The organism is Nitrosomonas sp., assembly GCA_031316255.1.
GTDB lineage: Bacteria > Pseudomonadota > Gammaproteobacteria > Burkholderiales > Nitrosomonadaceae > Nitrosomonas.
Map to the genome: position 1 here is coordinate 3,301,306 of JALDQW010000001.1, position 21,690 is coordinate 3,322,995.

The 21,690-nt window shown below is 50.6% G+C and carries 13 protein-coding genes and 1 pseudogene; 1 reads left to right on the forward strand and 13 read right to left on the reverse strand.

The genetic code is table 11. The annotated features are described in order from the left end of the window. Positions 1 to 97 precede the first annotated feature (97 nt). A pseudogene (locus MRK00_14610) lies at positions 98 to 538 on the reverse strand (transposase). Positions 539 to 931: 393 nt separating this feature from the next. Between MRK00_14610 and MRK00_14615 the strand changes: the two are divergent. After that, entirely contained in the window at positions 932 to 2,338 is a 1,407-nt protein-coding gene (locus tag MRK00_14615) for a sigma-54 dependent transcriptional regulator (GenBank protein MDR4518599.1), read from the forward strand. A gap of 93 nt (positions 2,339 to 2,431) precedes the next feature. Here MRK00_14615 and MRK00_14620 read toward each other — a convergent pair whose 3' ends face one another. The 12 genes from MRK00_14620 to MRK00_14675 all read right to left on the reverse strand — a co-directional run bounded on the left by MRK00_14620 (position 2,432) and on the right by MRK00_14675 (position 21,685). Then, positions 2,432 to 4,972, reverse strand: a complete 2,541-nt coding sequence (locus tag MRK00_14620) for a DUF4157 domain-containing protein (protein ID MDR4518600.1) — start codon at positions 4,970 to 4,972, stop codon at positions 2,432 to 2,434. A gap of 67 nt (positions 4,973 to 5,039) precedes the next feature. After that, positions 5,040 to 6,281, reverse strand: coding sequence for a DUF4157 domain-containing protein (locus MRK00_14625; protein MDR4518601.1), 1,242 nt, complete (start codon positions 6,279 to 6,281; stop codon positions 5,040 to 5,042). A 94-nt stretch (positions 6,282 to 6,375) separates the two neighbouring features. Beyond that, the gene (locus MRK00_14630; GenBank protein MDR4518602.1) at positions 6,376 to 7,164 is read right to left on the reverse strand and encodes a hypothetical protein; all 789 of its coding nucleotides are present in this window, start codon (positions 7,162 to 7,164) and stop codon (positions 6,376 to 6,378) included. 21 nt (positions 7,165 to 7,185) lie between these two features. Further along, the gene (locus MRK00_14635; GenBank protein ID MDR4518603.1) at positions 7,186 to 7,467 is read right to left on the reverse strand and encodes a hypothetical protein; all 282 of its coding nucleotides are present in this window, start codon (positions 7,465 to 7,467) and stop codon (positions 7,186 to 7,188) included. Positions 7,468 to 7,501: 34 nt separating this feature from the next. After that, the gene (locus MRK00_14640) at positions 7,502 to 8,692 is read right to left on the reverse strand and encodes a DUF4157 domain-containing protein (GenBank protein MDR4518604.1); all 1,191 of its coding nucleotides are present in this window, start codon (positions 8,690 to 8,692) and stop codon (positions 7,502 to 7,504) included. A 3-nt stretch (positions 8,693 to 8,695) separates the two neighbouring features. After that, positions 8,696 to 13,153, reverse strand: coding sequence for a DUF6519 domain-containing protein (locus MRK00_14645; GenBank protein ID MDR4518605.1), 4,458 nt, complete (start codon positions 13,151 to 13,153; stop codon positions 8,696 to 8,698). 48 nt (positions 13,154 to 13,201) lie between these two features. After that, entirely contained in the window at positions 13,202 to 14,773 is a 1,572-nt protein-coding gene (locus MRK00_14650; protein ID MDR4518606.1) for a phage tail protein, read from the reverse strand. Between the two features lie 9 nt (positions 14,774 to 14,782). Then, the gene (locus MRK00_14655; protein MDR4518607.1) at positions 14,783 to 17,644 is read right to left on the reverse strand and encodes a baseplate J/gp47 family protein; all 2,862 of its coding nucleotides are present in this window, start codon (positions 17,642 to 17,644) and stop codon (positions 14,783 to 14,785) included. Beyond that, a complete protein-coding gene (locus tag MRK00_14660; GenBank protein MDR4518608.1) occupies positions 17,641 to 19,047 on the reverse strand; it encodes a hypothetical protein in 1,407 nt (468 codons plus the stop codon). Before MRK00_14660 ends, MRK00_14655 begins: the two co-directional genes overlap by 4 nt. Then, positions 19,048 to 19,437, reverse strand: coding sequence for a GPW/gp25 family protein (locus tag MRK00_14665; GenBank protein MDR4518609.1), 390 nt, complete (start codon positions 19,435 to 19,437; stop codon positions 19,048 to 19,050). Between the two features lie 56 nt (positions 19,438 to 19,493). Continuing rightward, a complete protein-coding gene (locus MRK00_14670; protein MDR4518610.1) occupies positions 19,494 to 20,312 on the reverse strand; it encodes a phage baseplate assembly protein V in 819 nt (272 codons plus the stop codon). A gap of 239 nt (positions 20,313 to 20,551) precedes the next feature. Further along, positions 20,552 to 21,685: a hypothetical protein gene (locus MRK00_14675; GenBank protein ID MDR4518611.1), complete on the reverse strand. Its 1,134-nt coding sequence runs from the start codon at positions 21,683 to 21,685 to the stop codon at positions 20,552 to 20,554. Between the last annotated feature and the right edge of the window lie 5 nt (positions 21,686 to 21,690).

Consider the following 21,690-nt stretch of genomic DNA (forward strand, 5'->3'; position numbering starts at 1 on the left):
TAATACAGATTTTTATGTCACCGCTGAAACTGGTTAGCGTATCGACACGAATTGTGTCGATCGGTCACCGGTTTCAGTGGTCAACAAGCGAAGCGCGTTAGGTGATTGGCAAACTGACACAGAATTTTGAACACCCTCGATAAAGATGTGTTAATTTAATGCGAGCATCTTCCGTCGTAAAGCGCCAATTCATTTCGCTGTTTTTCGTGTTTCTTCGTTTTACCCATGCAGCAACTTCCCGAGTCAAGTATTGTCTGTCTGCCATGCGATCACTCATACATTGTCTGGACAGTAAACTGAACTCGATCTCTGCCATATTCAACCAACTGCCATGTTTCGGCGTGTAGTGAAATTCCAGCTTATCTAAAAGTCGACGTGCTTCGGCAGGCTCAAAAGTTTTATATAACGATGCCCCTGTATGGATATTTAGATTATCCATTACCAGACGAATCTTTTTGGCATCGGGATAATCTTCGTCAACCAATTTTTTGATCTGATGAGACCAGTCCTGGGCTGTTCGCCTATCGGCAACATCAATCCTGGTGCAAAAACACCTGGCACAGTTGAACGATCTGAGCTCACCTGACCTTTGGGAAAATCAAATCAGTAATCCAGATCAAGTACGCGACAGCACGCAATATTGACAGTAACGCGGTTACTCGATATGTTTTAAGTGTCAAGTACGTTCTCAATCAGTGAATTATTTCACAATGACACAGAACCGGATTTATTTAGCGCAGTCATAATCAAGAAGACTGAATTCCCCGGCATGACAGCAACCTCCTGAATATAAACCCATAGTCATTCAGGTGCGCCAAACTTCACTATCATTAAAGAATTTAATGACTACAATGTACAGTGCAGCGATTAATGTCTATGCGCATTTATTGATTACATGCCGTAACGGCAACAGTCAGTTGAAGGAAATTAAATGGACAAATTAAATATCATTTCTTTCAGAAATAAAAACATACACCAGAATTCCTTCCATTCTGTTTTATTCAAAACAGGTTTCAAGATTAACCTGATTCGGGACAAGCGTCTGATTCAAAAATTGATCTCCGATCAAACAGATGTCAATTTATTTGTCTTCGATGATCCAGAGGCATGTAGTGACGATATTTATCAAACCGTAACCGAAATCATTAACCGTAATTTCCTGTCCACTAATTTGTGCGCCTTGTTTTCAAGGCCCGCAAAAAGTTATGACACTTTCTTTTCCAGTTTTGACGACTTATTATTCTGGCCTTTTGAAGAACCGGAGCTTGATCTGCGCATAAAACGTTACCGGAACAGGCATAAAAAATACAGCCCGGCATTCGGGCAAAAAGTCTTCGATGATTTTTCCGCATTAAACCTTGTAGGCCGCTCCCCGGTTTTTACCAGAATGTTAAAACTGATCAAGCGCATCGCTCTATACGACGCGCCGGTATTAATTGAAGGCGAAACGGGCACGGGAAAAGAAAATATCGCACACTCAATCCATTGCCTGAGTAACCGCAGAGATCATAATTTTGTCCCGCTCAATTGCGGCGCCATCCAGGATAATTTGCTGGAAGCTGAATTATTCGGACATGAAAAAGGCGCATTTACCGATGCAAAAACCCGTCAGGAAGGTCTGGTCGGCATCGCGAAGGAAGGCACATTGTTTCTGGATGAAGTGGATTGTCTGTCACCCAAGGCGCAGGTTTCACTGTTGCGTTTTTTGCAGACAAAAGAATACAGACCGCTTGGCTCAAACCGCACTTATCAATCCGATATCAGAATCCTGGCTGCAACCAATGCTGATTTGCAAGACAACATCAATCACAATCTGTTTCGTGAAGATCTCTATTTCAGACTGAATGTGCTGAATATCTACTCTCCTTCATTACGCGAAAGAAAACAGGACATCCCGTTAATCGCAGAAAAACTCATTTCAGATTATGCGGCGCAATACAACTTGCCACTCCGGCAGCTCTCGGCCAAAACCATCGAGAATCTGACAAAACAATTGTGGCCAGGTAACGTTCGGGAATTAGAAAATGTTTTATTGCGCGCCTTTCTGTTGACTGACGACCCGGTAATAGATATCGATATGAAGAATCATGATTTACCGGATCATGAAATCGCGAAACACATTTTCCAAAAACCGGACACGGCAGAATTAAAATTTCAGGATGCAAAATCCATTGTAATTCAAAATTTCGAACAGGATTATCTTGAAAAAATCCTCAACAAAACCGATGGCAACATCACAAAAGCGGCCGCCATTGCCGGTAAAGAACGCAGGGCCATCGGAAAATTGATAAAAAAATACAATATCGACAAGAATTGTTTTACTTCGAAACCCTCCTGACATTCAGCTGGCCTTTCAGCATTAACAGGCCATTGAAAAACACTCTGTCGTGCTGCGGTATGTTCTACAAATTTATGATTAAACGATGATGAATTAAAGCCCGGGACCGATCCGGTTGACGAATTGCGATAAATCCAGCGCCAGCAAAGCCGGGCGCAAGTCGCCAGGCAAGGTTGCCCGCGCAACAGCGGCCCGTGACTGCCAGTCGGCCATTATAGGATCCACTATATCCTGGCTCAGGCGCACCTCCCGGTTATACGCTTCCCGCAAGGAACGCGCGATTGGCTCATAGGAATAATGCCAGGGTTCGGGCGCATGGCCGCCGGTCCGACCGGCGGTGTAAGTTCTGAAAAACCCCACTCGCGGCGCATTTTGTTCCAGCCACACACCGAGAGAATGCAAACGTCCGGCGGGACGACCCGCTCCCGGCGAGGGCGCCCAATGGGCATTTGTAGTGGAATTGAAGTCCACCTCCGTACCCCAATGATGCCGTGAAGCACCGGGAATGGCGGAAAACCGCAATATTATTTCAAGACGCCGCGCCGACGATTCACCCAACCATGCCGCTCTATCCACCCCGCTGCTTCTGTTGCCGCCGACAAAGTACCGGTCTGGCAGTGTATCCCAGCCGTTCGCCCGGCTGCCGGTAAGCGTGAATTTTTCAAAAACAATTTGCGCCTGCGGTGAAGCGCCTCCCACTCGCGTATCAAACATGCGCCGTCCCGAGACGATCCGCACCGCAACGGGACGCCTGGGACGCAACCCGTTTAACAACCTGACCGCATTGTTAATTCGCGCCTGAATCCTGTTATAAATCGCATTTGTGGACGCCAACCGCCCGGTCAAAAACAAACGCTGATTGGCTATGGTCATCGCCTGGATGTCGCGAACAATTTGCGAATCCGCGTCGGCCAACGTCCCTGGAGCAGCGACGAATCCTGACAGCGCCTGCACATAACTGGTGGTGGAACGGGCCCCGGTGGCGGCCAGACTGCCATAAGTAGGCGCTTCAACCGTAATCACTGGAGTCAAATACCCTGGTCGGCTGGCGCTTGGTGCCCATCTGCCGAACGTAGGATCATTCGGCATTTGGCCAGGGCGATCACCGGGATATACCGCTGTCGGTGAGCGGGTGCCCAGTCGGTTCGCCTGGCGGATAGTGCCCGGTAATCGGTTCGCCATAGCCAATGCTAACTGGCTTGCCGTAGGGTGTGTATTGGGATCGGCAAAAACCCCGGCGCGACCGGGACGGCTAACGGCATGCCCGGTTAATATTCGATGCGGTTGAAAATCGCGCACAATATTAATCACACCCTGCGTTTCCGGTTGGATTGGTGCGCGGCGGGTATTCGGGCAACGGGAAGAGGCGCTCGGTGTCGGCGCACCGGGTACCCGGTAATTGCGATTTAAATCGACAAATTGACGATTGCAGCGCCGGTCATACCAAGTAACGCCGGCCAGGTTATCTTCTACGGCGCCACGATTAACACGCGGGATAATAAGCGTATGAAACGCCAGCGGTACTTGTCCCCCGCGCACTTGAGTCATAAATGCCTCAACCATTTCGTATCCCGGCCGTTCATCTCCGTGAAAACCGCCCATTATCAAGGCGCGTTGATCGGTATGCTGCACATGAGCCGGAAAAAAATACGCTTCAATAGGCCAGCGTGTAACGGTAGGCACCGGCTGAGCGTCGGGAGTCGGTACCGGAGAAGGCATATTGGTCAGCGCCCTCGCCCCAGGGAAGTCAGCCGCGTGAGCGATATGGCCGGTTTGTTCTCCCAGAATCTGTATCCAGGATAACAGATCGGTATGCGTGGTTTTGCCTTCTTCTATGTCGGTCCTGATTTGCCGAGTGGGTAAGACATCGCGTTGAATGATCTCCGCATCTAATACGGTTTGCGCAGTTGTTAGTCCACAGGCGTTCTGTTGTACCACATGGGTCAGTTCATGTCCCAATAAGCGCCGTCCGGCCGTTGTGGACGGTGCATACTCACCGTCACCGAACACGACATCCCGGCCTACGGTAAAAGCCCTGGCGTGTATAGCGCGAGAGACTTGCGCCGCTTTACTACCGGTGTGAATTCTTACACCACTGAAATCCCTCCCGAAGCGCGGTTCGAAAAATGCGCGTTCCGCACCTGGCAAGGACCGCCCCCCACCCCGGCGGATACGCTGAATCTGAGCAGCCACTTCGGAAGTCAGACGCGTAGCATAATTACCCTCAGTCTTCGTGTAAACGATTTCCTGCTCTTGCTGTTCTTCCTGCTCTTCTTCATTTAGCACGTTTAGCACGCATTGAATATCAGGCAGTTTATGAACATGGTGATTGCTACTCCGAACTATGGCGGCATCGTCATGACCTGACACACAAGAACCGAACGGTTTGACTGTTCGATTCTTACCATCGGGATCAGGCATTTGCAAAATGTGATCGGCAACCCGGTCGGCTTCCTTCTCGAAGCGGTCACCGGGTTGTCCGATTTCGAGTTTAGTTTGAATACTACGGGACGCATGCAAAAGATCGACTACCGTACCGTCTTGTTGCGCATCCATTTGTTGGCGGCGTGACGCAACCTTTGCTTTTTTCTTGTCACTTGCAGGTTTGGTTGTCGTTGTTAACGCCGTTTCCACATGAATATCCTTAGATTAACCAGTCGAATTGACATGCACCATCATAACCGTAACCTTTAACGGCTTGTTAAGCAAGATCACGCACCGCATTGCAATAGGTTTCGGAGACGTCATTATTCGTGCACGCAGTAATACCGCCTTCGGCAGCCACGTGACGCAGCGCGCCTGTGATATGCCATATTTCATGGGCAATATGATTACAATTACCGTTCGGATTGGGTTGATTGACCGCGATGAAAAACATGGAGGGTCCGGTATATTCAACATCATAGTCATTCCCGCGATCATCCTGTCCACCCAGAATGGTTGTGCCGCCGCCCGTACCGCGCACCTCATCAACAACCAGCATAGGAATACCGCGGGCACCGGCAACAAGATCGCCTTCACCGATTGTCTCCTGCGGTTCAGGCACATCACGTAAACCGAGAGGGTCGTTTGCAGGACGTGCATGCCGGCTCGCCGTTTCAATGGATGCGGCCCCGGGAATTAACGTCCAGTTAAAATCGAATTTGATATTGAGACAGCAGTTGCGCAAAATGGTCTTCGCGCCATCGATAGCAGTGCGCAAATGCTCCATTGTTTCGCGGTTTGCCCGGCGTGCAAAAAACACGGTTACCCACAGGTCTTTGATGCCGCCATTACAGTCTTCGCAATTGCCGTCAAAACAGCTGCGCTGCACAGACGGATTCAAACCGCCACGCTGCTGTATCACGTGCGTGAGTTCATGCGCCAGCAGTTTGTCGCCTTCCAGAGTACCCGGCCGATACTGCCCCCTGTTAAACACAATATCGCGTCCCAGTGTAAAAGCACGTGCATGAATGGTTTCAGCCGACCGGGCAGCATGTTCATCCGTATGAATCCGTACATCCCCAAATCCATGCCCCATTCGCGACTCAAAAAATCCACGCCGCTCAACCGGCAGTTTCCTGCCTGCGCTCGACGGCGGCGCCTGGATAGTCCCCGCCTCAACCGCGCTACCAGTCTCATTCGTTTCCGGTTTAAGCTGCAATTCTTCCTCACATTCTTCACACAGCCGCTGTATGGATTGCGTGTCATTGGCAGGCCGGATTGCTGGCGCACCCGCTACAGCGGCACCTGCCTTACGGCCGGAAACAACCTGCTCGGCAACGCGGTCGGCTTCCTGTTCATAACAATCGTCAGGCTGCCCTATGCGCAGTTTAGACTGGATTCTTCCGCCCTGAATAACCGACTGAACGGCTAATGGCTGTTCGGCATTCAAGTGAACGGACGGCCTTTTCTTTGATACCACCGCCGGCCTGGATTTCTTCTGTAATAATTGAATGTTCATCTTTTTTGCATGACCTTTTCACCGATGAATATGGATATACAGAAACCTTGAGAAACACCCGCACATTGTGCTTCTCCGTTATGATGATTTTAGACTAAAAATGGCCTGAAAACCCGATACCTGCACCGACTTGCCGCACATGAGCAAGATCATTCGGATCGGCATTCAAATCAAGCTGCAAATCCAGTTTGAAACCCTGTCCGATTGATATTGGAATATCAAGCTCAAGCACACCATTGTTTAAAAAATCATATGACTTCAAACCAACACCTGTTCCATACGACAAAATCGTTCCCAACGTTTCATTCGCACCCAAAAACCCGAAGCTGGTTTGCAGCAAATTCACCCCCAGACCGTACCGCAAAAAAGTATTCCACATCAACTCATTGTCTCCGGGAAATAATGTTGCAACACGATAAAACTGATGCGCATTAGCCCACAGGTTCTCATCGATATCAAGCTTCAGCGCAGAAGCCAGGCATCGAAAATCCGGAAATTCAGGATTGGCATAACACCGGCTTGTACGCGCGGAACCACCGCCAGGCGCAGGCGCAACCGAAGGAAGCACCGGCGCGCCACTTTCTCTTCTTTCTCTCCCTTCTCCCTCAAGCGACCCGGATTGTTCCTGTCGCTGCACTAAAACCTCGGAGGTTTGTGACACACCAAAAGCATTCATCTGCTGCCTGATTCGGCCATTCATACGATCGGCATCACGTTTATGTTGGCCGTCTGATTGCGTTGCACATCGGCCGGATAGCTGTCTTTGATTATTATTCAACAACGCTCGGACAGACCGGACCTGGCCGCTGCTTATCCGCGTTATAACCTGTTTTCCGCGTGCCACCGGGCGTTTTAACTTCCTATGTGCTGCAGTAACTTCCATCTCTCATCCGTTACATTGCGGTTATGGCCCGATATACCCTTTACTGACCTTGATCTGCTTGACAGAATCCCCGCAAAGGTGAAATTCCATCAGCCACTTTTCACGTATCAGTTTCCATTTTCCAGATGCCGGCACCGAACAGTAGATTACCGACTGTACGCGCTCCGAACATTCCAGACCATGCCGACTGGCAAAGCGATAAACATCCGTCTCACGGGACCCTTTACTCAGATTTTCCGTCAACACATGTTCAACCTGTTCCACACTTTCAAGTGCGCTCCAATCAATCTCAACCGCATCCATTCTCGAAAAAAAATTGAATTAAAATAAAACTTGCTTAAAGATTCGGATCACCCCAACCCGGGGCGATCGCCACGGGCTTGCTGCGCGGCACACTACAATTGGACAACAGCGTACTCACGACTGTGTTACTGTTCGGCCCGGTCGGTGCATATGGTGTGCATGTTCCATCGATCCGGCTTAACTCTGAAGCGAAACAACTGTCTTTACCACAAGCACTTGCACCGCTGAGCACAGTCACAGAAGGTGCAGAGGTATCCCAGTCCACAGTACCCGCCACATAACGCCCATGCGTGCCAATAATAGTTCCATATTCACCGGCATCGACACCGGGGCAACTGCCGCCGGGACCGCCGCGATAATAAAACTCCGTACCGGCGCTATCCGTATATACGATAAACAAATGCCAAATCGGCAACCCACTTAAAACACCGCCAATATGCGTCGCCCGCACATCCACTTTACACGCTGATCCTGTTCCTGTAGATGGCGCCGTATTATCTTCATCGTTCTCATCCGAAGACCCTGACGAGTCAGACGATGAAGAAGATGAGAATCTTTGAATCATCCCATCTGTTGATAATTGTTTCAACTGCGCCCGGTTTTCTGGGAGTGCGGTTATTGCAGCGCGTTGCTGTATAACATGCACCAATTCATGCGCCAGCAATCGATCGCTGTCACGGGTACCCGGTTGATACTCGCCTGCATTGAATACGATATCGCGCCCCAAAGTATAAGCACGAGAATTAATCGCTTCCGCCGAGCGCGCGGCTTGTTCATCCGTATGAATACGCACATTTTCAAAACCATAGCCCATGCGCGATTCGAAGAAACTGCGTTGACTCACCGATAGTTTCTGTCCCGAACCCATTTTAGGACTCGCATTGCTGACTTCTCCACTCGCACCACCGCTTGACACATTATTGATGGGCTTACGCTGCAATTCTTCCCCACAGTCTTCGCACATCCGTTGCGCACCACTGACACCCTCAATATGACGAACTGCCCCCGCACCATGGCCGCCTGACACAACCTGATTGGCAATGCGATCAGCTTCCTGCTCGAACCGGTCATTTTGAGGCCCGATTTTTAATGCTGCCTGCGCCCGATTTGCCCCAAGAATTTGTTTAACACTTGCCGCTTGAGGCGCATGCAAAATTTTGTCTTTTGGACGGGGCCGGGATACTGGAGAACCTGTACAGGATGTTCGATAAGTCAGAGCAAACATAATTTAGCCTTTGGTAATCAAGTCTTGCGCAGACACAATGAGCCGCTTTGCCGTCGCTGAACTTATACTGCGCACGGTTGTGAGTCTGGTTGCATCAGCGCCAGCCAGGTCTTCTACAGTGCTGATTCCCAGACTGCGTAAATCTGTATCGATTTCCGCAGTTACGAGCGGCAGCGTCATAACCGGTTTGGTCTTATTAACCGCAAATCGAAGGTCTTGTTGCTGTTTACCGGCTTCAAGAATATTCTTATTCAACTCGACCAGTTCTGCTGACAACGTGTTACGCACCGACTGGATGGATTCAACTTGCACCTTGAGCGCAGCAAGTTCTTCCTGAACAGCCAGTTTTTCCGATTTCAGGGTGTCAATTTCAGTCCGGACTGCACTCAGTTCACCCAGATCCGCCCGGCGTGTTTCTACTTTTGCCAACTCGGCATTCAGCGCATCAAAATTGGCCAAAGCCTGTTTCCGATTTTCAAAATCCTGCAGTTCGGCTTTTACATTATCGGGTAGCGTTGCGGTAACAGTTGCGGGCTGTTTTTCAATGGCATAAAAAGCCACCTTGCCATCTTTCTGGTATAGCGTGACTTTACTGCCCGGATCAATGCGTTGCGGGGTCTGGTTGAATTCAGTCAGATATACACCGGCATTATTGGCATCGTATTTTTTTATCGCGGCTACTTCGACCTGATTGTTATTCAATTCCTTGATCGCATCATTGACATCACTTTGCAGCAACGCCTGTTTGCGCACCCCGATATTTTTACGGCGGCCGGTATCAGCCAGCGCAACAGCACGATCAGTCGCCAATTGACCGATAAACTGCGTTGTTTTAACCTGGTTTCTGAGCCCCGCTCTGATATCGGTGCGCTGATAGGTCTGCACGCTTTTTCTTGCAGTATTTGCGCTGACTCGATTTGTTACCGTTTGTGCAGAACCGATTGCCGGTATGGGTTTAATCACGTTATCCTGTTGCTTGGCAAAGAAATCCGGCAAAATCGAACAGCACAGTCTTCCCACCGTCGTTTTCAGCAACGGCCAGACGGGAACAATCGAGAACCAGTATTCCATGGTTGGAAACGATTTCACATACTTGCGCTTGTCAAAATTGCAGATGTTATACACCTTGTTATCGCGCACCTCGACGGTCGCAAGATAAATCACGTCCTCATCATCACAGGTAGGGCATTTCACCAGCAAATGATCGCAGAAGCAATCTTTCAGGTATTGCAACAGGCCACCGAACAAGGCATAAAATACGCGCAGCACTTCCTGACGGTATTGTGCGAGTTGCTGCAGAAATGCGTCGGTCACATCGAGTTCATTGGCCGGAATCACGCTCACGGTATTGCTGATATAATTCAGGGCATAAATCTGACCGCTGCCTGAATCGACCCGCACATCTGTCGGCTGGATTTGGACCGGCACACGGAACACATTGCTTTTCTTGCCATTTTCATCGACTGTCTGGATACGATAGCCATCTTCCATCGCCAGTAATACCTGTTTCGATTCCTGATGATAGGCAAGACTGACGGTTGTATTCTCGATATCCAGCGTTGAGACAGGCTGGTTGTTATCACCAACCGGTAAATTATAGGTCAAAAGCCGTTTGTTATCGGCGCCGTTGGGGCCATCGACAACGACATACAACCGTCCCGATCCACGACCACTTTTCTGGCTTACGGTTAAACCATCAGTGCCAGACAATGTCTGGCCGCTTTCATCCGTCAAAGGCAGTTCTTGCGGATTCTGTGTCTGCTGGCCGTCGATATTGAGGTTGCAAATAAATACCCGGTCGTAGCGATCCGGATCAATGTCTTTTGACACACCCGTGCAATAGGCAAGCGCCGCTTGGCTATCAATGGCCAAATGACCGACTGCGTTAAATGCGTAGACGGGCTCTGGCCGCGGTTTTTCCTGGTCCATCAGCACTTCGGGGCGCAGATAAAAAAGCCCCTTGCCATAACCAACCGCATAAATCAGTCCGCTATCCTTTTGCGACATTTGCATGCCGGTAATTTCTATGTCGCAAAGAATCGTCATTTCTTCCCAGGCATGGTTGTCATTGACGCGGGCTATTCCGAATACCGAATCGATGCCGCGCACGCTGGCAGCGGCATACAGCAATGCGCCATCCTGTGAAAAGGTGATTGCAGACACTTCGGCGCCCTCGGCGGACGGCATTTCCAGTACCTGTATCAGTTCCTGTTTCTCAACACTATAGACATTGATGGTATTATCGGTGCCGCCATAGGAATACACCCGGTCTCCGGATGGATGCAATTGGATACGGGTATGCAGGTTTTTGCCAAAGTAGGTCGTCATCCCGGTCTTCTCAAACGGATAATCGGGAAAATCCTGCCCCTGAAACATTGCGCAGAATGTTTTACTTTGCAAAAGACTTCTTAAATTCAGGTAAATGTCACGTAATATCAAATGCTCTTTACGGGACAGAAACACATAAGATCCATTCTCCTGATTGAACAATTGAACGATCAAGTTGATAAAACTCGTCAGCTTTCTGCGTTCAATCGAAACCGGCCCATTTGTACCACCTTCAACTTCATTCAGTTCGTCGGTGTTCAGAAACTTGAATTCGGACACAATCGCTTCCACCAGATCCACGATACATTTCTGATAGAAATCCATCAGCAAGGTACCGTCCAGTATGGATTTATCGGCATGCTTTTCTGAATCGTAAGGTTCAACGACAACCTGTGGCTGACCGTTAGCATCACGTTCCAGACGCAGGCAGACCGTGCCGTTACCCTCTTTTAGCACTTGGGTCCCCTGTTCTTCCAGCGCCTCGATACGCTGTATCAGATCAATAATCCGTTCGGATTCAAGAACGATATCATCGCCTTCACAGGTAATGGCATAGCCGGAAGTTATCTTGACTTCCCGCCGTTCCGCTACGCCGTCTTCGTCATCAGGATCAATATGCGTATCGGGTCCGCAGCGCGCGATCAATCCACAGACTATCCCCCAGCCATGCAGATGTTTGTTATGCCAGCGCAGATCGCGCGAATGGCACAACTGATCGATCGCATCCTGCACTGTTTTTGCGGTTGACAGACTGTCACATTGGCTGCCGTCGTAACAAACATCTGTTGCCAGAATATCGGTCAGCGGCGGAAATTCAAAGCGTTTGCACTGATCACTGTCATACGCAACAAACTCACCGCCGATAACACTGCCAAGCGTCATGTAATGATGCACAATGCCGCGGGGTTCTTCATCAATCAACAGTACATCTCCGGCCACATTAACGGCCTGCCGCACAACCGCATACCAAAAGTCACCGGCCAGAACCGGCAAGTCGGCAATTTCGACAGTCAACGTCATCACATCGTGATTGATTATCACCGTGCTGCCTTCAGTGACATGACCATGCGCGTCGCTACTCGAACCGGTGGACAAGTCCACGCCACGATCCGCGCCAGCGACCAGAGTCCAGTTGCCTGCTATTTTTTCAAGCGCGCAGTACCCGTCCCACCGGCGCACAGCGGTATAATCCGACGGTACCGAATCCGGGTAGCCTTTGGTTAATTCACCGCGTACCGGGGTAAAACCCGTCGCCAGGTGTTTTCCCAGATGCTTTTCGCTGTCATAGGTTTCCGGCGTAATTGCATCGGGATCAAGAAACCCGTCAAAAAATTCATACACCCAGTTATCCGAACCGAAACCTGTCGGTTCAACGCCAATAGCATACTGCTCTGCACCGTTTTCAGACGACCATTTCAGGATAACGCGTTCAGGCTGACCACTTGCATTATATTGGACATCATGCACTTCAACGCGAAACAGGTAATTTCCCAATTTGTCCTGTAGCGCAATCTCCTCTGCGCAGGGATCGCAGGGGTCCGGCTCGGTACTGCCCTGGCGCAATTCCAGTGTCAGCTTCGCTTCGCCAACCGGTGGATTGTGCGCGGCATTTTCTGGTGTTACTTCGGTTTCACACCATTTCACCTGCGCCATGGTTTGTGTACGGGTACAGGTATCTGCACCATGCAGGCCGGGATCGAGCAATTGTTGATCTTCCAGTGCAATAACCGTACGTTCCCAGACATCGACATAGAGCTGATAATCCCCTGCGGGTAGCGCCGGCGCACCCGGAAAATCCGCCTGATGCTCATATTCAAATGCAACGCCGGTTGGATCGGTCAACGTTGCGGCAGGATCAGGGCGCACCTGCGCAATAATGCCGTCCACATAGCAATACCCCCACTGCAATGTGTAGCTTTTGCTGCCATCGGGATTTTCGGCAATCCTGACCAGACCCCGGTCGCGCGGCGTACCACTGCCGATTATGTCGGTTAATGCATCGGCCAGCCTGCTTTTGCTAAGATCGGTCAGTTCGTTCCAGTCGGCATCGGTGAGCATTCTGCCCATTTGCTGATAAATGCCGGAATAACGCTTTTTGGCATCAAAGCTGTTTCGTGACAGTTGTGTTTTCATAATCAAAATTCCGTAAATAACAAAATGATTTGTTAATACTCGTTGCGTCTACTCAGGTATATCCAGCAGACGCGTATCAGGGATGACCACGGCTTCCTTACCCAGCGGCAAATAATCGTTGAGTTTTTCAATAACTGCATCAGCCAGTAGACTTAAATAATCGCTGTGATAGGCGCCCATTTCGGTGCCGTCTTCCGCGCCGTGCACGATGGCTTCTGGAGTCGCTGGATGCAATACCCCGCAACCCCGTTCACCAAATTTCGTTGAAAACATCACCGGTAAAGCACGCGTGGTATGAATCAATCGCATATCGCCTTCATCCTGATCCTTGGCGATACGTGAATACCGGACGCAGTGTCGTACCGGCGGAGTCAGATCGGGCAGGTGATGCCTGTGAACCAGTCCCAGAAAAATGCAATCGCTGGCAAAAAGATGCTCGCTCAAGGTCGACTCCAGAACCGTGCAATACTCCAGCTTAACCAGCCCGCGTGCAGCCTGAACCTGTCTAAACAAACAGTCTTTGGCCGTAATCACGGCAGACACTTTGTCGATACTGTGCACTTCAACCTTGCGTGCAGCGCACTTCACCAACTCCACCCGTCCAGAATCCAGCACTAACGTATTGAGTATATTGACGCCTTCAAAGCGCCAGATATGAAAATCGGGATCACCAACACCATCGGCAACCTGTCCAAGCTGGATCGTCCTGCGAATATTGACCGGACTGAAATTGTCCCGACCGAATGTCTTATTACGATAGACTGTGGTATTTCCCTCGGTTATCACATCAATACGTTTCAAAAACGCTTCGCCGGGTTCTTCCGACCAGTTCACGGTCTGTATGTTTGCAGGAAAAGAACCGGCCGGCGGAACGGTATAGAGCAAAATACGATCCGGATGAAAATGACCGTGCCGCCAGTTTCCACAACGAAAATCCACGGTGCGGCGGGAAACATCTTCATAGCTGCCAGGGTTGCATGGCGCGCCATGAAAACTCACCTGACGCCATACCCGGGCGTCGCCATCGATTTCACTTTGCTGCGCAGCCGGATTACTGGTGTTGGATGAAACGGCGCCGGATGTACAACGAAAATCCGGTGTAACGACCGGCAAATCGGGATGACGGGACGCAATTGACGGCGGTTCCACAGGCACGGTTTTACTGAAACCATAAAGCGTTTCCGGAATAAGCGGCGCGTCAATTCGCGGCGTCATGGCGACATGCTTCCAGCCTTCGTGCAATACCACTTCGAGTTGCGCAATCGATTCGGCCACTTCTTCAACGACGCGCAGCGTCCCTTTTCTCTGCCGCCAGCGGATGGCTTTGGCAATTTCATCGCGGCGGCCTTTTACCAGCGGAGAAACCAGCCGCACATCCAGCAAATCTGCAAAATAGGGTAACAGCCAGTCCTGACACGCCAGTGAATTATCCAGCGGATTATCCGGGAAATTATCGGCAAGCAATTGATCCAGCGTCGCGTGCAGTTGATTGAGCAACACCGCATTGCCGGTGAAATATTTCTTCAGATCCCCACTGCCGCCATACTGCGAATTATCCCGATTGCGGTAAACCGCCGGGACAATTCGATAAAGTATTTTGTCATACGCTTTGTCAACCATCGTTCAACTCTATAAACTAAAAGCCTGCGTTGTAAGATCGATTACCGACACCTCGCTGTCCAGGTAAATCACCTGTTGGTCATGTACGGAAACGCGTTTGATTGCGCCATCAACACCCTCGGTTACTTGTCTTGGCATTACCGGATTGCCCGCCGCATTGAAAAACCCGTCGGGATTGATTTCACACTGGCTGTTTGCAACCCCGGTCACTCCTTCAACGACTTTAAACACTGCGCTGAGATAAAGCGGACAGCCCAGTTTTGAATTTTTCAATGAGAAAGCTGTTTTTAGCGCTTGCAGAACATCTTCGGTCACAATGTCCTGGTCGAATTCATCCGTTTTTACACGAATCGTGATTTTGAGATCGAGAATGATCGATTCGAACGGCAAAACATTAACCGTGACGCCGGGCAGCGAATGACTATCAAAATAGGCCGTTAATGCATCGCCAAGTCCACCGAGTTCACCGCCGCCTGCAGGAACGATCGCGATGTTGATCCGGTTTTTTTGTACAGATCCCTGCCGCTGGTATGCGCGCGCTTGCCACACGCCGCTATAGCGCGTCGCCAGATGTGTAAAATCAGCAAGTGACACCGCGCGCTCAAGCGTTAAAATACTACCCGGCGCATTATCCCGCATCGATTCGCCCGACTCCATATCGTTGCCACCACTGGACGGTATCGGTTGGCGTATTGAATCGACAATCGAATTGGGTTTGACTATTTTTTTAAAACTGTACGGGGCCAGATTGCCTGATAGTCCCCCGCCTACCCGGTAGACAATACGTACATTATTACTGCCTGTCGGTAACCGGCGGCCATGAATACCGTCGCCAAATTCTATCTGCAAGGTGCCGTTCTCATTCATCCTCACGACATAATGCATATCCTCCGGCTCGGAGTCATTGAGTGTAGAAACCTGTTTCCAGGTCCGGCTATCCACCCGAACCGAAATCGCGGCGCGTACACCATTGGTAAAATTCGGGTCGGTGACAAAACTGACATTCTCGACATCAAAATCAAACTGCTGGTTTGTCTGCGTTGCATCACCGGAGCCCAGTATTTTTTCTTTGCGTGTTTCCCCATGACCGGATTGAACAACATTGCCGTAAATTTTTGTGGAGTAACGGGTATAGTCATCCGTCATCCCGCTTCCGGTCAGTTCGCTGCCGGGTATCGCCGGTTCAATCTTGATCCGGCGGTTTAATTCATCGACATCCTTGACGGTCACTTCCATCGCGCTGCTGCGCCCTTCGACTATCAGCGACCTGCCAATCGTTAACAGTTCGGGAAAATCTTCCAGCGCCACAGGCAAAAAACAATGACTATCAGACCGGTATTGCGGCTGCAACAGAAATGCCGGCACTTCGTTCATGGCATAATTCAACGGACGCAGTTCAACCTCAAAATTGCCGAACAGCGTTTCACTGCCGCTAAACGATCCACTGGAAAGCTTGAGTTGATAGTCTTTTTCATTTTCGGTCAATGCATCAATCCGGGCTGCAGTAATGTCGCTGCCATCCTGTAAAATCATCCAGTCGCCCGTTGCAAGATCGCCGGGATCGCCTTCGAGCAAAATGTTTTGCGGTTTGCTCGTTAAAACAGTGGCTACAATTTTTGCTGCGGTTGATGCATTGTCTTTTGGAACATAATAAACAAGGTCATAACTGCTGCCATTTTTATAGGTATAAACAGGCTGACCACTCTCGTTATGGGTCGAATAACTGTTAATCTTTTGTAGATCCGCATCAAACAGTCCCCACTGCTCCCGATAATCCACTAATGGCAAGATAACGCGTCGCACAGCGCTGCCACCCACAGTCATATCACGCGCTTCAGAAAAAGCCGTCAGATACAGTTCAGTACCGGATGCGGGTGCTGAGCGCGACAAACGCACACGATCATTCTGGACTTCCTCTACAAATGCCGCTATCCAGGTATAGCCTTCTTTCCAGGCGACAACGGCCTTCGTACTCAATCCATGATCAGGCTTCAGGATGACAACATCATCGCCGTTGATTTTCGGCGTTTGTTTAAAATCCGGCTTCAACAACAGCCTGACCTGATACCGTTTAATCGCATGCGGAAAACCGGCAGGTCTGTCTTCACCCTGCAACTTTATTTGCTGGTCCGCTATCTCGGTGACCTTTACTGCCAGTCCTTTTGTCTGCAGACCGGTATCAACCAGCAATACGCCCAGAGTACCGACCGACACATTCTCAACCGGCTCGCTTAAGGGAAAAACGGCGGAATTGGTGCTGTCATCATAAATAAAATCGATCTGAGATTTATTCCAGTCCTCGATTCGTATTTCATTGAGTTGTTCGTCAACGTCCAGATCGCTCAACGTTTCAAAAACGGACGGCTTGCTGCCATCGTCCGGACTGTTCTTAAATGCAAAACCGGCTTCAACGGTGCCTGACTTGTCCGTTTTGGCGAATAACACAATCGGTGTTTCCGCCGATGCGGGCGGGGCCGGATGGTAGTCGAGCATTTCAACCAGACGGCGTATATTCTGCCACTGCGTTGCGGTACGGATAAATGACTCGTTGGCGTAGGCATCCACATATTCACCGAGTATATGCGCCGCTCTGGCATAGCTGCGCAATATCTCCCATCCGTAATCGTGACGTTCGGCATAATATTGCTGCAGCCAGCGCGCCTGCCGTTCTTCAGGTGTTTCATCAACCGATTGTGGAATTGCGGTCTCCAGCGCTTTCCATTTTAATTTTACGCCCGTCGTGAAGGCATCGCGCTGCGCCAGACGCAACGTTTCCAGGAAAGTAATGGCATTGCCATCTACATAACGGAATCGGCTCAGCCCTGAACGGTTCCAGCGTGTCAAATCCTTTTTATCCGTCAGCGAATTCATCCGCGTTGGCCTCCATGCAGCACCACACGCAAAATACCCAGTCCCGGATTTTGGGTATCATTGTTACACGTAGCGATCTCCAGACCGTCCAGACGAATACGGCCTGCATCGGCCTGGTTTGGATAACGTTTCCCGACACGCTTGAAACGGTTCAGGCATACCGCTTCCACACCATCGATTTTCATCACGGTTTCAATAATATCGCCGGCATGCAGATCCTCGCCGAAAGCCAGTCTGCCCGGTGCAAAAAATCCACCCAGCGCCGTGCTAAGCGCCCGGATAATGGCATGTCGAATTTCCGACTGAAAATAATTATTGGCCACCCGCACGGAAAGTGAAATATTAATACCGGCAAACCGCGCATCCTGCAGAAAAACTTCCTGTGCCGCCATTCTGTAGGCGTCAAGATATGGACGCAAAACAATACGCGGCGTCGGTTCTATGGCCCAATCGACGTCACCCAGTTCATGTTGCTGATTGAATTGATCGATACCTGTCTGCAACAGCGCGAGATTGCTGACACCGCCCACACTTCCTGCTGTCAGCGGCACATCCAGCGTTATATTTTCTATCATTACCATCGCCGCATAAATGGTGTTCCACGACCCTGTCCAACGGCTATACGCATGTGCGCGCAGCACCAGCGGATGGTCTTCCAGTCTTTCCGCATAATCGCCCTCGGTCACCATCCGCTTTTGTGTATGGATGGCGCGCGGTCCTGATGCGCGCGCTTTCTCCATCGCATATGGGTACAGTGTCCAATAATTGTGCAAGGCGTCGTTACGCGCACGCATGACAAACTCGGGTGCGTTATCAAGAAAAAGCTGAACCGCATCAAGTGCAACCAAAGGCGCGCCCGCAGGATTATCGATAAATACCTGGAAATTCGCCTGTTGTGCGGGCGTCATTTCATCAATGGCGTCCTGATAATCCGAACGATACTGCTGTAACGCCAGATAAAATGTCTGCAAACGCGCTCTTCGCGTCGCTTCATCCTCACTCGCAGCGCCAGTAGCATCGGGAATTTTTGCTTCGGAACCGGCCAGATTGACGGCATCATAACCAATCATTTCCAGCAACCGCCGCACCGATTCAGGACGCCGCGCCGTTTCAAGAAACGCTTCGGTCTGTACACGATCGAGCATATCGGACAGTTGATCCAAAACGACCGACATGGTTTCTACAATCACCACTTCCATATCGGCCGGTGTCCAGCGCCGGCGCTCCGGAAAACGCGCCGCCAGTTCCTCCAGCATAAACAAGCGAAAACCGTCGTAATCGCGCACCAGCCAATCGAAGTCATCACCGACTTTGGGCAGTGGATCCGGCAGTTTTACCTGGCGATAGCCGCAGTCGCTGCAGCCATCGGCGAAATATAACTCGGATGACGGTTGCTCTGCCATTTACTGATCCCCTCCGACAACAAATTCCAACTGCTCTGAATGATTCAGCGTCGCCAGTGTGTACGCGATGGTAATGAACAGTTTTTCGCCTTCGCCGGTCACGTTCACTTCCAGACTTGCCGGCGCGACTTCTCCCGCCAGCGCTTCATTAAGGGACGCGGACAGCCTTTTTTTGGTAATCTCCCATATTGCCGGGCTGTTCGGTTCGAATACCAGTGCACGCACGCCTGCGCCGAATTCAGGGCGATACCAGCGCTCCCCCGCATCGGTGAACAGCACCTGTTCGATTTGTTCGCGGACATGGTGCTGACGGTTGCTCGTAGCCGCACCGTTTTCCCCGATTTGCATCGGGAACTTCATATAATCCGGATTATTCAGTCGAGTCGCCATAATCGTCCAATCCTGTATCGTTCAATCCCCTGCCGTTTCCGTCACTTAAATCCACATCAGAGCGCCTTGGTTTTCGTCGTCAACACAACCGGCGTTAACGGTGGCACCGGCGGCCCAGACGGGGAACCGGGCGCGGTGCACACATGCGTATGGGCGTTGAACAGAGATAAAAATGTCTGCGCCTTGATCAATGGTTCTCCACCCTGTCCCGCCACGTCGACGGTTGTACCTTTAATCACAACCTGCGTTCCTTCCACGGTAATGCCACTGGCAGCCATTTGTATGGTGTTGCCATTACTGTCCTTGATTTCGGTGCCGCTGCTGTCCATTGTTATTTTGTTGCCATTGGCGTCTTCCACGATGATCTTGTTGCTTTCAGCATCGAGTGTTAGCGTATTACCCGCAGCATCTTCGGTTTTAACGGTGCCTTGCGGATCAATGGTCATTTCCGTGCCGGACGGGTGCGCCAGCCGGAATTGCTCTTCTCCACTGGCATCATCGAACTGTAAAACATGACCGGATGGCGTGCGGATAATACGCGTCGTCGGCTCATCCAGCGCGGCTTCCTCGGGCGTATCGCTTTCCTGCTGCCAGAAAACGCCGACCCAGATCGGGCGATCCACATTGCCTTCTTCAAACTCAACCCAAATCTGCGCATCCACTTCGGGAATCATAAAAAGTCCCTGGTTGGTCAGCCCGCCAAACGGCATACACGGCAACGCCCAGCCGGTATCCTGATCACCCAGCACCGAAGGCACTCTGACTTTCAACCGGCCGCGTTTCTCCGGGTCCTGATTATCAACCACAAAGCCCCGGTATTTGCCGTAATAGCGCTGCTGCGATTGCTGTGCAATTTGATGAAGCAGTTGTTCCATTAAACTAAACTCCTCAGTTGAATGGTGTTTAGCGTGCGTTGTTGTTGATTTCTGACAAGGCGCAATGAGGCGTCATAACGGGTTATGGCAACGCATTGCAACACAGTCAGAGATAAAGAACAGCGTACTATAAACATCATAGCGACAGCGCCCTAAGCACCAAAACTTTTACGGAACATAAACTGTATATTTTCATATCAATTCCAATAATTCAAAGCGATCAACTGTGGAATTTAGGTTCACAATACTCCTGCAAGCGGATTGCTTGACTCACTTAAATCATCGCCGTAGGCATTGCGCAGCAGCCGGAAAGAAACCTTATATCCGTTGACATCAAAGCGATGTGTCGCCGCATCGACATAATAAGTACCGCTATAGCGTTCCCCCACGCCATCGACGCCAACAGGCTCTCCGATGCGCAATACATGGCCGTACAAGCTACCATCCAGTTCGCCGTCCACATTGATTTTCATCGATTGTTCGTTGGCCATCTGCTGGGCAATCGCCTGCATCTGCGTTGCATCGCTGACACCCTGCCGTTGCGGCCGCCAGACAAAATCATTTAAACCTGCCCCACTGCTGTCAGCCGCATCATTACCCAGCACCCGCAAATTCGGCGTGACTTCAACCGGCGACTCACTCGTGCCGACTTCCGCGGCAACCTGATACGCCACTTTGTCCGGTTTATGGCCATCATCCCGAATGTTAAAACTGATGCAGTTGGTATCCGGTCCGGCATACACCATAATTGTCGGTTGCGTCTCGGCATCGAGCCGCATATCGCCGAAATGCAGCTTTCCTTCCTGAAAAATAATCTCGTAACCGTTTGTTTGTGCACGACGCTGCAGGAATTTGATATCCGTGGTATTTTGCAATAAATCCTGCACTGTCTGGCCTTCACCGGGTTGCTCCAGTATGCCTAAATCGTTCCGGCCGGCTATTTCAACAGCAATCGCGCCATCGGTCGTTGGCGCGTCTTCCCCCCAACGCTGCTCAATATGCTCGCGGTCCATCTGCAGCGAATGATCTTGGCAGGATACCGTAACTTTTGCCGAACCCCGTTCCTGCGGGTATTCCGCCCGAACCTCCTTGACGAAACCCCGCATTACTTCTTCTGTTTCATCGCCGAACACGGCTTCAATCCTGACAGCAATCCAGGGTTTAAACCGGTCGTCATCCTGCACCGTCCAGAGACCGTCTTCCAGACGGCGGGTTTCAAAAACCAGTGTTGCCGTCGTTGCCCGGCTGCGATCCGCATCGACCACCACTTCAACCAGCGCCGGATACATATCGTCAATTTCCTGGTTGTCCAGCTTGACGATACATTCAGCCGGTTGCAGCTTTTTATCACTGAGCAGATCCAGAAGTCCCATGCACC

What these genes read in the sequence shown, in the direction of transcription:
- MRK00_14615 (MDR4518599.1), top strand. Translation starts at nt 932, where the DNA reads ATGGACAAATTAAATATCATTTCTTTCAGAAATAAAAACATACACCAG.
- MRK00_14625 (MDR4518601.1), bottom strand. Translation starts at nt 6,281, where the DNA reads ATGAACATTCAATTATTACAGAAGAAATCCAGGCCGGCGGTGGTATCA.
- MRK00_14630 (MDR4518602.1), bottom strand. Translation starts at nt 7,164, where the DNA reads ATGGAAGTTACTGCAGCACATAGGAAGTTAAAACGCCCGGTGGCACGC.
- MRK00_14635 (MDR4518603.1), bottom strand. Translation starts at nt 7,467, where the DNA reads ATGGATGCGGTTGAGATTGATTGGAGCGCACTTGAAAGTGTGGAACAG.
- MRK00_14640 (MDR4518604.1), bottom strand. Translation starts at nt 8,692, where the DNA reads ATGTTTGCTCTGACTTATCGAACATCCTGTACAGGTTCTCCAGTATCC.
- MRK00_14645 (MDR4518605.1), bottom strand. Translation starts at nt 13,153, where the DNA reads ATGAAAACACAACTGTCACGAAACAGCTTTGATGCCAAAAAGCGTTAT.
- MRK00_14650 (MDR4518606.1), bottom strand. Translation starts at nt 14,773, where the DNA reads ATGGTTGACAAAGCGTATGACAAAATACTTTATCGAATTGTCCCGGCG.
- MRK00_14655 (MDR4518607.1), bottom strand. Translation starts at nt 17,644, where the DNA reads ATGAATTCGCTGACGGATAAAAAGGATTTGACACGCTGGAACCGTTCA.
- MRK00_14660 (MDR4518608.1), bottom strand. Translation starts at nt 19,047, where the DNA reads ATGGCAGAGCAACCGTCATCCGAGTTATATTTCGCCGATGGCTGCAGC.
- MRK00_14665 (MDR4518609.1), bottom strand. Translation starts at nt 19,437, where the DNA reads ATGGCGACTCGACTGAATAATCCGGATTATATGAAGTTCCCGATGCAA.
- MRK00_14670 (MDR4518610.1), bottom strand. Translation starts at nt 20,312, where the DNA reads ATGGAACAACTGCTTCATCAAATTGCACAGCAATCGCAGCAGCGCTAT.
- MRK00_14675 (MDR4518611.1), bottom strand. Translation starts at nt 21,685, where the DNA reads ATGGGACTTCTGGATCTGCTCAGTGATAAAAAGCTGCAACCGGCTGAA.